The organism is Mycobacterium gallinarum (assembly GCF_010726765.1).
Taxonomy (GTDB): domain Bacteria; phylum Actinomycetota; class Actinomycetes; order Mycobacteriales; family Mycobacteriaceae; genus Mycobacterium; species Mycobacterium gallinarum.
In genome coordinates this window covers 3,841,135-3,854,831 of record NZ_AP022601.1, presented here as the reverse complement: position 1 = coordinate 3,854,831, position 13,697 = coordinate 3,841,135, and the positions used below count along the sequence as shown (strand labels likewise).

15 protein-coding genes are annotated in these 13,697 nt (G+C 65.8%); 9 read left to right on the top strand and 6 right to left on the bottom strand.

The genetic code is table 11. The annotated features are described in order from the left end of the window. Position 1: 1 nt before the first annotated feature. The 4 genes from G6N42_RS18915 to G6N42_RS18900 all read left to right on the top strand — a co-directional run bounded on the left by G6N42_RS18915 (position 2) and on the right by G6N42_RS18900 (position 4,564). On the top strand, positions 2–919 hold the full coding sequence (locus tag G6N42_RS18915; protein WP_163731318.1) for an acetaldehyde dehydrogenase (acetylating): 918 nt from the start codon (positions 2–4) through the stop codon (positions 917–919). Further along, positions 916–1,971, top strand: coding sequence for a 4-hydroxy-2-oxovalerate aldolase (gene dmpG, locus G6N42_RS18910; protein ID WP_163731314.1), 1,056 nt, complete (start codon positions 916–918; stop codon positions 1,969–1,971). Before G6N42_RS18915 ends, dmpG begins: the two co-directional genes overlap by 4 nt. Further along, entirely contained in the window at positions 1,968–4,055 is a 2,088-nt protein-coding gene (locus G6N42_RS18905; RefSeq protein WP_163737798.1) for a RecQ family ATP-dependent DNA helicase, read from the top strand. Before dmpG ends, G6N42_RS18905 begins: the two co-directional genes overlap by 4 nt. Before the next feature lie 95 nt (positions 4,056–4,150). Continuing rightward, the gene (locus G6N42_RS18900; protein WP_163731311.1) at positions 4,151–4,564 is read left to right on the top strand and encodes a hemophore-related protein; all 414 of its coding nucleotides are present in this window, start codon (positions 4,151–4,153) and stop codon (positions 4,562–4,564) included. Positions 4,565–4,586: 22 nt separating this feature from the next. On the opposite strand, the gene G6N42_RS18895 is transcribed toward G6N42_RS18900, so the two are convergent. Then, entirely contained in the window at positions 4,587–5,528 is a 942-nt protein-coding gene (locus G6N42_RS18895) for an IclR family transcriptional regulator (protein ID WP_163731307.1), read from the bottom strand. A 69-nt stretch (positions 5,529–5,597) separates the two neighbouring features. Between G6N42_RS18895 and G6N42_RS18890 the strand changes: the two genes are divergently transcribed. Genes G6N42_RS18890 through G6N42_RS18880 form a run of 3 tightly spaced genes read left to right on the top strand, consistent with a single transcriptional unit; the run spans position 5,598 to position 8,653 of the window. Continuing rightward, positions 5,598–6,725 (top strand): hypothetical protein, encoded by a 1,128-nt coding sequence (locus G6N42_RS18890; protein WP_163731305.1) that lies wholly within the window; start codon positions 5,598–5,600, stop codon positions 6,723–6,725. After that, complete coding sequence (locus G6N42_RS18885) at positions 6,726–7,511, top strand: SDR family oxidoreductase (RefSeq protein ID WP_163731302.1); 786 nt, start codon at positions 6,726–6,728, stop codon at positions 7,509–7,511. It abuts the gene before it with no gap. Continuing rightward, entirely contained in the window at positions 7,511–8,653 is a 1,143-nt protein-coding gene (locus G6N42_RS18880) for a sulfotransferase family protein (protein ID WP_174262111.1), read from the top strand. The genes G6N42_RS18885 and G6N42_RS18880 overlap by 1 nt, the downstream gene beginning before the upstream one ends. 3 nt (positions 8,654–8,656) lie before the next feature. On the opposite strand, the gene G6N42_RS18875 is transcribed toward G6N42_RS18880, so the two are convergent. From G6N42_RS18875 to G6N42_RS18865, 3 genes are read right to left on the bottom strand one after another with little or no spacing between them, the layout of a single operon-like run. Next, a complete protein-coding gene (locus tag G6N42_RS18875; protein WP_163731299.1) occupies positions 8,657–9,298 on the bottom strand; it encodes a sensor domain-containing protein in 642 nt (213 codons plus the stop codon). A gap of 8 nt (positions 9,299–9,306) precedes the next feature. Then, positions 9,307–9,801: a hypothetical protein gene (locus G6N42_RS18870; RefSeq protein ID WP_163731296.1), complete on the bottom strand. Its 495-nt coding sequence runs from the start codon at positions 9,799–9,801 to the stop codon at positions 9,307–9,309. After that, positions 9,798–10,964, bottom strand: a complete 1,167-nt coding sequence (locus G6N42_RS18865) for a 3-ketosteroid-9-alpha-monooxygenase, oxygenase component (RefSeq protein WP_163731292.1) — start codon at positions 10,962–10,964, stop codon at positions 9,798–9,800. The genes G6N42_RS18870 and G6N42_RS18865 overlap by 4 nt, the downstream gene beginning before the upstream one ends. Positions 10,965–11,094: 130 nt before the next feature. On the opposite strand from G6N42_RS18865, the gene G6N42_RS18860 reads away from it, so the two are divergent. Next, positions 11,095–11,625 carry a gamma carbonic anhydrase family protein gene (locus G6N42_RS18860; RefSeq protein WP_083127348.1) on the top strand — a complete coding sequence of 177 codons (531 nt, stop codon included), beginning with the start codon at positions 11,095–11,097 and terminating at the stop codon, positions 11,623–11,625. Positions 11,626–11,641: 16 nt separating this feature from the next. After that, positions 11,642–12,628 carry an MOSC domain-containing protein gene (locus G6N42_RS18855; protein ID WP_174262110.1) on the top strand — a complete coding sequence of 329 codons (987 nt, stop codon included), beginning with the start codon at positions 11,642–11,644 and terminating at the stop codon, positions 12,626–12,628. Here the strand turns inward: G6N42_RS18855 and G6N42_RS18850 are convergent. Together G6N42_RS18850 and G6N42_RS18845 are read right to left on the bottom strand one after the other, a co-directional pair. Then, positions 12,625–13,248 (bottom strand): hypothetical protein, encoded by a 624-nt coding sequence (locus G6N42_RS18850; RefSeq protein WP_232076190.1) that lies wholly within the window; start codon positions 13,246–13,248, stop codon positions 12,625–12,627. The genes G6N42_RS18855 and G6N42_RS18850 overlap by 4 nt on opposite strands. Positions 13,249–13,277: 29 nt before the next feature. Next, positions 13,278–13,694 (bottom strand): nuclear transport factor 2 family protein, encoded by a 417-nt coding sequence (locus G6N42_RS18845; protein WP_163731290.1) that lies wholly within the window; start codon positions 13,692–13,694, stop codon positions 13,278–13,280. Positions 13,695–13,697 lie beyond the last annotated feature (3 nt).

Here is a 13,697-nt window from a genome sequence, read left to right as displayed (position 1 = left end):
AATGCCTCAGAAGGCATCAGTCGCCATCGTCGGGTCGGGGAACATCAGCACCGACCTGCTGTACAAACTGCTGCGCTCGGAGTGGCTCGAACCCCGCTGGATGATCGGGATCGATCCCGAGAGCGAGGGCCTCGCGCGGGCGCGCAAGCTCGGGCTGGAGACGTCGCACGAGGGTGTGGACTGGCTGCTGGCCCAGAGCGAGAAGCCGGATCTGGTGTTCGAGGCCACCAGCGCCTACGTGCACCGCGACGCCGCACCGCGCTACGCCGAGGCAGGCATCCGCGCCATCGACCTGACCCCCGCGGCCGTGGGACCGGGTGTCATCCCGCCGGCCAACCTGCGTGAGCATCTGGACGCCCCGAACGTCAACATGGTCACCTGCGGCGGACAGGCCACCATTCCGATGGTGTACGCCGTGTCCCGCGTCGTGGATGTGCCGTACGCCGAGATCGTCGCGTCTGTCTCGTCGGCCTCGGCCGGACCGGGAACGCGGGCCAACATCGACGAGTTCACCAAGACCACGAGTGCGGGCGTCGAGGTCATCGGCGGCGCGAAGCGGGGTAAGGCGATCATCATCCTGAACCCGGCCGATCCGCCGATGATCATGCGCGACACCATCTTCTGCGCCATCCCCGAAGATGCCGACCACGACGCGATCACGCAGTCGATCAAGGACGTCGTCGCCGAGGTGCAGACCTACGTGCCGGGCTACCGGCTGCTCAACGAGCCGCAGTTCGACGAGCCGACGGTGTTCAACGGCGGAAACCACCTGGTCACGACGTTCGTAGAAGTGGAGGGTGCGGGCGACTATCTGCCGCCCTACGCTGGAAACCTGGACATCATGACCGCTGCGGCCACCAAGGTCGGCGAAGAGATCGCGAAGGATCGGGCATCGGCGGGAACGGGAGCACAGGCATGAGCACCGACGAGATCTACTTCAACCCCATGTGGGACATCCGGATGACGGACACGTCGCTGCGCGATGGCAGCCACCACAAGCGTCATCAGTTCACCAAGGACGAGGTGCAGGCTATCGTCGCGGCGCTGGACACTGCGGGTGTGCCGGTCATCGAGGTGACCCACGGCGATGGGCTCGGCGGGTCCAGCTTCAACTACGGGTTCTCCAAGACCCCGGAGCAGGAGCTGATCAAGCTGGCCGCCGAAACGGCCAAGGAATCCAAGATCGCCTTCCTCATGCTGCCCGGCGTCGGCACCAAAGAGGACATCAAAGAAGCACAGAACAACGGCGGCGAGATCTGCCGGATCGCCACGCACTGCACCGAGGCCGACGTCTCGATCCAGCACTTCGGGCTGGCCCGCGAGTTGGGCTTGGAGACGGTCGGCTTCCTGATGATGAGCCACACGATCCCGCCGGAGAAGCTTGCGGCGCAGGCACGCATCATGGCCGACGCCGGCTGCCAGTGCGTCTACGTCGTCGACTCCGCCGGTGCGCTGGTGCTCGAGGGTGTGGCCGACCGAGTTTCGGCTCTCGTCGCCGAACTCGGCGATGACGCCCAAGTTGGCTTCCACGGCCACGAGAACCTCGGCCTCGGCGTCGCCAACTCCATCGAGGCCGTGCGAGCGGGCGCCAAACAGATCGACGGCTCGTGCCGCCGCTTCGGCGCCGGTGCGGGCAACGCGCCGGTCGAGGCGCTGATCGGCGTGTTCGACAAGATCGGCGTCAAAACCGGTATCGACTTCTTCGACATCGCCGATGCCGCCGAAGAGGTCGTCGCACCCGCGATGCCGGCCGAATGCCTCCTGGACCGCAACGCGCTGATCATGGGCTATTCCGGTGTGTACTCGAGCTTCCTCAAGCACGCCATCCGCCAGTCCGAGCGTTACGGCGTGCCCGCGCACCAACTGCTGCACCGCGCGGGCCAGCGCAAGCTGATCGGCGGCCAGGAGGACCAGCTGATCGACATCGCGCTGGAAATCAAGCGCGAACAAGAAGCGGCGCCGACGAGCTGACAACACGCGAGGCCGCACAGGCGCTGCTCGAACAGCTGGCCGGGCCGACCGCTGTCCTGCGCGACGACCAATGGACCGCGATCGAGGCGCTCGTCGTCGCACGGCGCCGGGCATTGGTCGTCCAGCGCACCGGCTGGGGTAAGTCGGCGGTGTACTTCATCGCCGCCAAACTGCTGCGCGAAGCGGGCCGGGGCCCGACGGTGATCGTGTCGCCGCTGCTGGCGCTGATGCGCAATCAGGTGGGCGCCGCCGAACGGGCCGGGGTGCATGCCGCCACCATCAACTCCAGCAACGTCGCCGACTGGGACGAGATCAACGAGCGCGTGCACCGACGCGAGCTCGATGTCCTGCTTGTCAGCCCGGAACGGTTGAACAATCCCGACTTTCGCGATCAGGTGCTGCCCGCGCTGGCGCACGACGCCGGTCTGGTCGTCGTCGACGAGGCGCACTGTGTGTCGGACTGGGGCCACGATTTCCGGCCCGACTACCGACGCATCCGCACCCTGATCGGTGAACTCGGTGCCGACGTGCCGGTGCTGGCGACCACGGCCACTGCCAATGACCGGGTCGTCGACGACGTCGCCGCCCAACTCGGCGTCGGAGGCAAGGACACGCTGGTGCTGCGCGGCGGCTTGGATCGCGAGTCGCTGCGACTATCGGTGGTCAACGCCGGCAATCCGGCACAACGCGCGGCTTGGCTTGCAGCACACATCGATTCGCTGCCGGGATCGGGGATCGTCTACACCCTCACCGTCGCTCAGGCGCATGACGTCGCGTCGCTGTTGCGTGAGCAGGGCCACGACGTCGCCGCGTACACCGGGTCCACCGAAGCCGCCGAACGCGAACAGCTCGAGGCGGATCTGCTGGCCAACAGGGTCAAGGCGCTGGTGGCCACGTCGGCGCTGGGCATGGGGTTCGACAAACCCGACCTCGGCTTCGTCGTCCATCTAGGTGCCCCGTCCTCGCCGATCGCCTACTACCAGCAGGTCGGCCGCGCAGGACGAGCCACGGAGAGCGCGCAGGTCATCTTGCTGCCCGGCCACGAAGACCAGGACGTCTGGCGGTATTTCGCCTCGGTGGCGTTCCCGTCGGAGTCCATGGTGCGCAACGTGATTGGCGTGCTGGACCCGGAGCGGCCGCAGTCAACACCCGCGCTCGAGCCCCTCGTGGACCTGGGGCGGTCGAGGTTGGAGATGGTGCTCAAGGTGCTCGACGTCGACGGCGCCGTGCGCCGCGTCAAGGGTGGCTGGGTCGGCACCGGAGCGGCATGGGAGTACGACGAGCCGCGGTACCGCAAGCTCGACGAAGCCCGCAAGCGCGAACAGCAGGCGATGCTGGACTACCAGGCGACCGACGGGTGCCGGATGGCGTTTCTGCGTGGCCAACTCGACGACCCGTCACTCGAGGTGGGCGAGCGGTGTGGTCGCTGCGACAACTGCACGGGCGAACACGTCAGCGCCGATGTCGACCCGGCTACCACGGAGGCGACCAGACGACGGCTCATGCGTCCCGGTGTGGAACTCGCGCCGCGCAAGCAATGGCCGTCCGGGCTGGCCAAGCTCGGCATCGACCTCAGCGGCAGGATCGCCGACGGCCCGGAACCAGGACGCGCCATCGGCAGGCTGACGGATCTCGGGTGGGGTGCGCGGTTGCGGCGCGTGCTCGACGAACCCGACGCCGAGGTATCCGACGACCTGGTGGCCGCCGCGGTGAAGGTGCTGGCTTCCTGGGACTGGGCGCAGCGGCCGACGGCGGTGATGGCACTGGATTCAGACCGCCACCCGACGCTTGTTTCCTCGCTGAGCCGCGAGCTTGCCCGACTCGGAAGGCTGACCGACCTCGGCACGCTGCACTACTCGCCGACGCGGCGACCGGCGACCGCGGCGAACTCGGCCTACCGCGTCGCTGCACTCGATGCGGCGTGGCTGGCCCCCGATCCCGGCCTTGTCGCCGCAGTCGGCGGACCGGTGCTGCTCGTCGACGACCTCTCCGACAGTGGGTGGACGCTGACCATGGCCGCCAGGGTCGTGCGCGCGGCGGGGGCCCCCGCCGTCCTTCCCTTCACGGTGGCCACCACCAGCTGACACGCCGGGCCGGCCAGGCGTTTGTTTAAGCCCGACCCCACATCGGTTACGCCTTTGACAGCGACCACGAGGTCGCCGACTAGAGGAGTGATTTGATGAAGATGTCCGAGAAGACCGTTCGACGCGGCCTGTACGGCATGTTCGCCGGGGGTCTACTTGCTTTCGGTTCCGCGGCCATCGTGATTCCGGTCGTGAATGCCCAGCCCGCGCCGGGTCCGGGTACGGAGCCCGAGAACTGCAGCGTCAGCACGATCGCCGACACGTCACGCACGGTGGCGGAGTCCACCAGCGCCTATCTGGCCACGAACCCGGACGCCAATAACGCGCTGACGCAGATTGTGACCACGTCACCTGCCGATGTGACGCAGGGCTTCCGCACGTACTTTGCGGAGAATCCGAAGGTCGAAACCGAGCTGATGACGATCAACCAACCGGCCATCGATCTGGCCAGCCAGTGTGGTGTCCAGGTGGCACCGACCCCGATCACCGAGGCGCTGACTGACCTCTAACAGCTAACTGAATCTCCACCGCTCAATCGCGTCGGCTGCTCTGCCGGCGCGATTGAGTGTTTCCCAGCTGAGCGCTGACCGCATCGGCGGTCGCCACCAGCGCGCGGGCCCGCTCGACAATCTCGTTGTCCGTCAATGACTTTCCGATGTGCATCGAAGCCACCATCACCTGACGCTGGTTGTGGTCGTAGACCGGTGCCGAGATCACGCTGATGTCATGTCGCTTCCGGCCGGCCTGCCCGTTTTCGTCGCGCAGGTACACGCGCTCACCGATGTCGGAGACCAATTCGCCGAGGAGCGCGCGCAATTCGTCGGGCAGGTTGCTCGACATTCCCGCCATCAATGAGTAGAGCCGTCGACCGCCGGGCGTCAGCCGCTCGACCAGATAGCCGTCCTCGCGGCACCTGGCGATCACCCTGTTGAGCCGGTCCGAATGAGTGCGCAGCGGGATCGTCGGTTCCTTGGCGAGCCAATTGCGTTCGGCCTCTTCATCCCACAGCACGAACATCAATCCGACGGGTGGGGCGAACGGATAGCTCTGCCCCACCTCGACGCCCGGACTGGCACCGGCGGGAGCCACCAGGTCCAGCAGTGTGATCCGGTCGTCGATGACACCGGACAGACCCGCGGTGACCCCGAACCGCGCCGACAGCCTCCGCAGTTCTTCGCGTGCCGCCGGACTGACCCGCATCGACTCCTGCGCTTTGTGGCCGAGAGTGATCAACGACGGACCAAGGCGGTAGGTCTTGTCGGTGGAGTCGCGCACGAGGTATCCCGCATCGGCGAGGGACGTCACGATGCCGAGGCACGTCGGCTTGCTCAGTCCGACCCGGCGGGCGAGATCGGACACCCCGAACCGCTCCGTGGGTCGGCCCGCCAGGTAGTCGAGGATCCGTACGACCCGGTCGGTGGGGGGCGACGCGCGGCCGGAAGACTCGGGGGCGGACACCCGTGCAGCATACATCTCGGTCCATATATGTACCGAAGCGGTCGATATATTGACTCTTGTTAGAACGCGTTCTAGTTTCAAGGGGTGTTTTCGCAGCCATTGATCGACGCGATCGCCGAGGCGGAAAGCCTTGTCGCCGCCGCTCCGTTCATCGAATCCGAAGCTGACCTGCTCGAGGGCCTGCAATACCTGGCGGGTTGTATTTCGGGATGTACGCATCTGGCGTTCGACTACGACCGCGACCATCCGTTCATGCAATCCGGTACCGGCCCGTTCACCAAGATGGGTCTGGACAATCCGGATGCGATGTACTTCGGCACCCGGGTGCAGCCCGGCTACGAGTACGTCGTCACCGGCCACCGTGGCACCACCACAGACCTCTGCTTCCAGATGCTCGGTGGTGAGTACACCGACGACAACGTCCCGCCGAGCCAGGCCGCGTTCGACGACCGTGAGCTCGACATCGACGCCGACGGTAACTACGAGTGGCGGGTCACCCCGACAAGCCCGTCGCAGTTGGTGGTCCGCGAGGTCTACAACGACTGGTCGGCGCGGCGCGGGTACATCAGCATCGCCAGAACCGACACCGCGGGCACCGCGCCGCCGCCGTTGACCCGGGAGCTGATCGAGAAGCGCTATGCGGTCGCGGGTAAGCAGCTCGTGCAGCGGGTGAAGACATGGCTGCAGTTTCCGCAGTGGTTCTACAACACGCTGCCGGTCAACACGATGATCGCGCCGCGGCTCACGCCGGGTGGTCTGGCGACGCAGTATTCGTCGGTCGGCCACTTCGACCTCGCACCGGATCAGGCGATGATCATCACGCTGCCGGTCACCGATGCGCCGTACCTGGGCTTCCAGCTGGGCAGTCTCTGGTACATCTCGCTGGACTACATCAACCACCAGACGTCGCTGAATGGCACTCAGGCGCAGGCGGATCCAGACGGCAAGATCCGCTACGTCGTCTCGGATGCGAACCCGGGCGTGACGAATTGGGTGGAGACCCTCGGCCACCGCAAGGGCTACCTGCAGTTCCGTTGGCAGCGGCTCTCCCGTCAACTGACGGAGGCCGACGGCCCGAGCGTCGAGGTGGTCGACATCGACAAGGTGGCCGCCGCGCTGCCCAACTACGGGGCCAACAAGATTTCAGACGAGGACTGGCGGGCGCGGATCGCGTTGCGTCAGAAGCAGATCGGCGACAGGATGGTGGGTTAGGTGTCCGCGGAACTTTTGAAAGACAAAGTTGTCGTTATTTCCGGCGTCGGCCCGGCGCTGGGCACCACGCTCGCCAGACGATGTGCTGAAGCGGGTGCGGATCTGGTGCTGGCCGCCCGCACCGTCGAGCGGCTCGAGGACGTCGCAAAGCAGATCACCGACATCGGCAGGCGTGCGGTCACTGTGGGTACTGACATCACCGACGAAGCGCAGGTGAGCAACCTCGTCGACCAGACGCTGGCGGCGTACGGCAAGGTCGACGTACTGATCAACAACGCCTTCCGGGTGCCGTCGATGAAGCCGTTCGCCAACACGACGTTCGAGCACATGAAGGACGCCATCGAGCTGACGGTGTTCGGCGCGCTGCGGATGATCCAGGGCTTCACGCCTGCGCTGGCTGAGTCCAAGGGCTCCGTCGTCAACGTGAACTCCATGGTGGTGCGCCACTCGCAGGCCAAGTACGGCGCCTACAAGATGGCGAAGTCGGCGCTGCTGGCGATGTCGCAGACATTGGCGACCGAACTCGGCGAGCAGGGTATCCGCGTCAACTCCGTTCTGCCCGGCTACATCTGGGGTGGAACCCTGAAGGGCTACTTCGAGCACCAGGCCGGGAAGTACGGCACCAGTGTCGAGGACATCTACAACGCGGCCGCCGCCGGATCCGACCTGAAACGGCTGCCGACCGAGGACGAGGTCGCATCGGCGATCCTGTTCATGGCCAGTGATCTGTCCAGCGGTATCACCGGGCAGGCGCTGGACGTCAACTGCGGGGAGTACAAGGCCTGATGACTAGGACCGACGTCGGCACCGTCGACGATCTGCACGCCTCGGCGACGAAGGCGTGCGGACTCGACGACTTCGGTGTCGATGACGACAACTACCGCGAGGCACTTGCCGTCCTGCTGGAGTCATTCCGGCGCGATGCGGACCTCACCGAAATCGGTAGCAAGATGAACCGGTTCTTCGTGCGCAACGCACTGGTGGCGCGACTGGTGTCGGAGGCCGCTTGGAAGCAGTACCCCGAGCACGCCGACGTGACGATCGAGCGCCCCATCTTCGTCACCGGGCTGCCGCGCACGGGCACGACCGTCATTCACCGACTGCTCACCGCCGACCCGCGGCATCAAGGGCTGGAACTCTGGCTGGCCGAGTTTCCACAACCCCGTCCGCCGCGCGACACATGGTCGGAGAACCCGGTTTTCGCGCAGATCGACGCCCAGTTCGCCAAAGCGCATGCGGAAAATCCGGACTACACCGGTCTGCACTACATGACTGCCGACGAGGTGGAGGAGTGCTGGCAGCTGCTGCGCCAGTCGCTGCATTCGGTGTCGTACGAGACGCTGTCCCACCTGCCGACGTATTCACAGTGGCTGGCCAAGCAGGACTGGACCAAGCCGTATCAGCGGCATCGCAAGAACCTGCAGTTGATCGGTCTCAACGACGCCGAGAAGCGCTGGGTGCTCAAGAATCCGAGCCATCTGTTCGCGCTCGACGCGATTTTCAAGACGTATCCGGATGCTCTCATCGTGCAGTGCCACCGGCCCGCGGAGACCATCATGGCGTCGATGTGTTCGCTGGCGCAGCACACGACCGAGGGATGGTCGAACTCGTTCGTCGGCGCGCAGATCGGCGCGGACGCGATGGAGACGTGGACGCGAGGTCTCAAGCGGTTCAACGAGGTTCGGGCCGATCTTGACCAGGCGCAGTTCTGCGACGTCGACTACTTCGAGTTCGTCAAGGATCCGGTGTCGGCGGTCGAGGGCATCTATTCGCACTTCGACATCGAGTTCACCGACGAGGCCCGCACGGCGATTACCGAGAGCCACGCCGAAAGTCAACAGGGCCCGCGCGCGCCGAAGCACACGTACTCACTCGCCGACTACGGGCTGACCGACGAGCAGGTCAAGGAGCAGTTCAAGGGGCTGTGACGGTCAGGCCGTCGTATTGGCCAGCCGCTCAATGCGATCCAACGCTTCTGCAGCGAGGGTGCCCACCGGATAGCCGCCGGCCGCGCCACACGTGGAGATCTCGATCGCCGCATTGTGGGCGGCGACGAAGGTGCTGTCGCAAGCCCAGTCGCTGGCTGTGAAGGACCACAGGAGGATGTTGGGCGAGCTGGATGTCGTCAGGGGCTGCAGTGTGAAGTCGTAGACGCGGCCCTTCATATCGGTGACGGTGAACGGAGTGTTTACGCACGACTGCAGCGTCTGCTTCGCCTGCGCCAGTGCATTCTTCGCGTCGTAGTCTGCCCGATACACGCCGACCATCTCCTCGATGTACACCTGGCGGCCGACGTCGTCGACCATCCAGTGCCCGCCGTCGGTCGCAGCCGGATCGTGGTCGAAGATGAACGGCGGATCCACCTCTTTGGCGACGCCGCTGCACTCGCTGGGTTCGACGGTGGAGAACAGATTCCCGTCGTACTTCTCGACTTTGGGGCTCAGCAGGTCCTTGACCTGCCCGGCGGTGATAGGAGCCACCGGCGGAGCGGCCTTCGGTGGGGTGTCAACGACTTCGGTGCAGCCCGGAACCAGTGCGAGTGCGAGCAGAAGCACCGACCACCGCGCCGCCATGGTAGAAGCTAGCCGTCGCCGGGCGAGGGCGCCGTCGACATCTCCTCCAGACAGCCCTCGACCACAGCGTGTTTGATACTGCCCGCGAGCTTGGGACAGGACCGCTCCCGTGCCGGATCGCCGCCGGCCTCCCGGATCTCGTTGAAGTACGCGCAGCGCCGGGTTGCCTCGGAGTTCCACTGCACCGACGTCTGCGCGGGACCGAGCTTCTTCACCTCGACCGCCACGTGGCAGAACCGGCAGTCGACCGAAACCAGCCCCGATCTCAGGTAACGCTCACGGTCGCGTGCGGTGGCCTCCCGAAGTGCCTCGGCCCGGTCGTCGCCGAAAGCCGGTGCCTTGGACCAACTTCGAGCGCCCGTTTCCTTCGGACCCCCGGCCTCGCCGTGCGCGTGGTCGTCGTCATGAACGCCGTGCAGAAGCAGCATCGACCTGGCTAGCTGGTCGACGTCGGCGGGGCCGACAATCTGACCGGAGTCAGGGGCGTCCTCACGCGGGGTCATGAGCTCGCGTGCTCTGCCTTTTCATTCTCGTCCTGCTCCTTGGCCTGAGTCTTGAGGTTCTCCTCGACCTCGACATGCCACTTCTCGTTGGCCACCGTGGTGTCGACCTCGATCTCGAAGCGGTCGGTCATGTCGGGAGTCACGTCGGCGACGTCGACATAGAACTGCTGATACCAGCGGCGCATCTGGTAGACCGCGCCGTCCTCCTCGACGAGCAGCGGGTTGTCGATGCGCGTCTTGTGCTTCCAGATCTCGACGTCCTGCAGAAAGCCCTTGCTGACGCCCTCGGTGAACACCCGCGCGAGCTTGTCGGTGGTCGCCTCGTCCAGGCCCTTGGGCTTCTCGACGATGACACCCCACTGCAGCACGAACGAGTCCTGGGTGACCGGGTAGTGGCAGTTGATCAGGATCGACTCGGCCTTGAACCCGCCGTAGTTGTTGTGCAACCAGTTGATCATGAATGACGGCCCGAAGTAGGACGCCTCCGAATCCAGGTGCGCCTCACCGTAGGAGGTGCCCAGATCGCTGACGTCGGGCCTGCCCACGTTGTGCAGGTACTGCGACGCGATGTGGCCCTCGAAGACATTCTTGAAGTACGTCGGCAGGCCGAAGTGGATGTAGAAGAAGTGCGCCATGTCGGTGACGTTGTCGATGATCTCGCGGCAGTTGCTGCCCTCGATGAGCATCGTGTTCCACCGCCAGTCGGTCCACCCGTCGTCGGCGAACTCCGGGATGTCGGGGATGCGCACCTCTTCTTGAGGTGGGTTGCCCTCGTGGTCGTGCCAGACGAACAGCAGACCACCGCGGACGTCGGTGTGCCAGGCCTTGGTGCGGGCCAGCCGGGGGGTGCGCTTGGCGTAGGGCACCAGCTTGCACTTGCCGTCGCCACCCCAGCGCCAGTCGTGGAACGGGCAGGCGATCTCGTCGCCCTTGATCGTGCCCTGCGCCAGGTTGCCGCCCATGTGCCGGCAGTAGCCGTCCAGCACCTTGAGGTCGCCGTTGGAGTCGGCGAAGACCACGAGCATGGTGCCGAAGATCTCCACACCGTGCGGCTTGCCGTCGAGGTAGTCCTTCACAGGACCGAGGCAGTGCCAACCGCGCGCGAACCGGTCGGGGAGCGCCCCGGTGTCGATTTCGCGGACGGCTGCTGTTTCGGTAGTCACGGTGGGCCTCCCGTTTCTGTGGCTCTAACTAGAACACGTTACAGTTTTTCCCTGCGGCCGCGCAATCAAACGCATCTACCTGCTTTTTCGCGCGGGCACTATCGCGAGACAACTGCGGTATATCTAGACAATGCCGTTGTACTCGTTCGAGGGGCGATCACCGATCGTCGATCCCAGTGCTTTCGTCGCTCCGACCGCCACTCTGGTCGGTGACGTGCATGTGGAGGCGGGTGCTTCGGTGTGGTTCAACGCGGTACTACGGGCGGATTTCGCCCCGATCGTCGTCCGCGAGGGCGCGAACGTGCAGGACTGTTGTGTGCTGCACGCCCCACCGGGCATCCCGGTCGACGTCGGACCCGGTGCGACGGTCGCGCACGGGTGCGTGGTGCATGGCGTGCACATAGGCGCCCAGGCCGTGCTGGCCAACCACTGCACGGTGCTCGACGGCGCGGTCATCGGCGCACGCAGCCTGATCGCGGCGCATTCGCTGGTCATCGGCGGCACCAAGATCCCCGACGAGGTGGTGGTGACCGGAGCGCCGGCGAAGGTCCGCGGACCCGTGGCGGGGACCGGCGCGGAGATGTGGGTGAAGACCAATCCCGGCGCTTATCAGGATCTGGCCCGTCGCTACATCGCGGGGCTGCAGCTCATCCCCGAGTAGCGCGTACCGTAGCCGCATGTCGTTCGGTCAGGTCACAGCGCTGTGGCGCTACCCGGTGAAGTCCCTCGGCGGCGAGCAGCTCGAACAAATCGACATCGGCGCCCGCGGTCTGCGCGGCGACCGGTTGTGGGCGGTTCGCGACCTCGAACGCGACGTCACCGCGACGGCCAGGCGCATCCCTGCCCTGCTCGGTGCAACGGCTCGCTATGCGCATCCGGTCGGTGCCGACGCCGGCCCAGGTAATGCGCCCGAGGTCCAGATCACCTTCCCCGACGGCAGTGTGTGCTCCAGCAGCGACCCCGATGTGCACAAGAAGCTCTCCGAACTGGCCGATCGCGATGTCCGTCTGACCGCACTGCCACCCGCCGACGACACTTCGCTGCACAAGCTGAGCCGCGACGAGCGCGAGAACATGTCGATCGCCGCGCTGCGCAAGGACTTCGGGATCGCCGAAGGTGAGAAGTTCCCGGACATGTCGATGCTCCGGGTCACCGACCTGACTTTGCTGGGCAGGTACTCGACGCCGCCGGGCATGTTCGTCGACTTGGCGCCCGTCCATGTCATGACCAAAACGAGCCTGGCGACCATCGGCGCCGAACTCGGTGGTGACCCCGACGCCGTCGATGTGCGCCGCTTCCGCCCCAACATCCTGCTCACAGTCGCCAATCCCGAGGACGGGCTGCCCGAGTCGCAGTGGACCGGCGGACGCCTCTCGCTCGGCGGGGCCGTGCTCGCGGTGACGATGCCGACCATCCGGTGCGTCGTGCCGAGTCGTGCGCAACCCGGCCTCGAGGTCGACCGCCGAATCACCAAGGCGGTCGCGTCCCGGGCCGGACGCTGCCTGGGGACCTATTGCTGGGTGAACGTCGGCGGTCCGGTCAGCGTCGGTGACGAGGCGACGCTGAAGGAGAGCAGGAATCGTGTGCTCGCCGATGCCGCCCGCCGTGCGAAGCGGTTCGCGTTCGGCGTGGCGACGTCGGCCATGGAACGACTCGGGCGCTAACCGGCCGGCGCCAACCCGGTTCGCAGTGCGATCTGCTGCATCTTGCCGATGTTGATGACGAACTGGTCAGTGGTGACGTCACCCGGAGCGCTCTGGAACTCCAGACGTACCAACGCCGGGCCCTCGTTGAACAGCAGCAGTGTGGTGGCCTTACTGCCGTCCGCCGACGTGCCGACGGCCATCGTGCCATTGCTGCCGACCGGCGCCGGACGGGTGGCGGCGCCGGTGATCGTGGAGCCGATGGTGGGCAGCGCCGCCTTCAGGGTGTCGGCGGCCGTCTCGGCATCCGCATAGATCACGATGGTGTCGGAGATGGCCCTGGTGTCGTCCTGGTTGACGAACAACGCACTGGCACCGGGCAGTCCGTCCGGACCGGACGGTGTGCTCGACTGCTCGGTGAACATGTCCTCGTCGTCGCTGAGGTCGCCTGGCTGGAGCAGCAATCGGCTGTAGTCGGCCTGTTCATTCGTCTTCGTCGTGGTCGGAGCGGCCGACGACGATGGGGTCGTTGACGCAGGCAGGCTCGGAACGGTACCGGCGGGGCCAGTGCCGGATGAGTCACACCCGATCGCTGCCACGCACATCAACGCTGCCAAGGCCGCGGTGGATCTGGATCGCATACCTCCACCGTGCCACAGCCGGAGGCGCGCTAGATTTTGCGAGCGCTCGCCGTCGCCCGGTCGAGCTCCCAGAACGCCCGCAGTGCAACGATCTTGCCGTCGTCGTTCACGCGGTAGGTGAACACGCCTTCGGTTTTCACCTCGTAGCCGGCGGCCCTGATCACGATGTGGCCGACGTTGGCCTCCTCGTTGCCGCACTGGTACGTCTGCTCGAAGTGGAAGGTCAAATCGCTCGGGGCGATCGCCTTGTCGTAGAACAGTGCGATTGCTTCCTTGCCGCGGTGGCCCTTACCCTCCGGATCGAAGTGCGACGGCCCTATCGGATCCTCGACGACGGCGTCGTCGGCGAAGTTCGCCAGCCAGGCATCCTTGTCGTGTGCGATCGCCGCCTCGCGAGAACGCTTGCCCGCCAGGTGAACCGGGGCGTTCGGGTCGGTGACCGCCATGCG

Coding starts and splice junctions, on each gene's coding strand:
- G6N42_RS18855 (WP_174262110.1), top strand. CDS start 11,642: ATGTCGTTCGGTCAGGTCACAGCGCTGTGGCGCTACCCGGTGAAGTCC.
- G6N42_RS18850 (WP_232076190.1), bottom strand. CDS start 13,248: ATGCGATCCAGATCCACCGCGGCCTTGGCAGCGTTGATGTGCGTGGCA.
- G6N42_RS18845 (WP_163731290.1), bottom strand. CDS start 13,694: ATGGCGGTCACCGACCCGAACGCCCCGGTTCACCTGGCGGGCAAGCGT.
- G6N42_RS18900 (WP_163731311.1), top strand. CDS start 4,151: ATGAAGATGTCCGAGAAGACCGTTCGACGCGGCCTGTACGGCATGTTC.
- G6N42_RS18870 (WP_163731296.1), bottom strand. CDS start 9,801: ATGACCCCGCGTGAGGACGCCCCTGACTCCGGTCAGATTGTCGGCCCC.
- G6N42_RS18895 (WP_163731307.1), bottom strand. CDS start 5,528: ATGTATGCTGCACGGGTGTCCGCCCCCGAGTCTTCCGGCCGCGCGTCG.
- G6N42_RS18880 (WP_174262111.1), top strand. CDS start 7,511: ATGACTAGGACCGACGTCGGCACCGTCGACGATCTGCACGCCTCGGCG.
- G6N42_RS18860 (WP_083127348.1), top strand. CDS start 11,095: ATGCCGTTGTACTCGTTCGAGGGGCGATCACCGATCGTCGATCCCAGT.
- dmpG (WP_163731314.1), top strand. CDS start 916: ATGAGCACCGACGAGATCTACTTCAACCCCATGTGGGACATCCGGATG.
- G6N42_RS18915 (WP_163731318.1), top strand. CDS start 2: ATGCCTCAGAAGGCATCAGTCGCCATCGTCGGGTCGGGGAACATCAGC.
- G6N42_RS18875 (WP_163731299.1), bottom strand. CDS start 9,298: ATGGCGGCGCGGTGGTCGGTGCTTCTGCTCGCACTCGCACTGGTTCCG.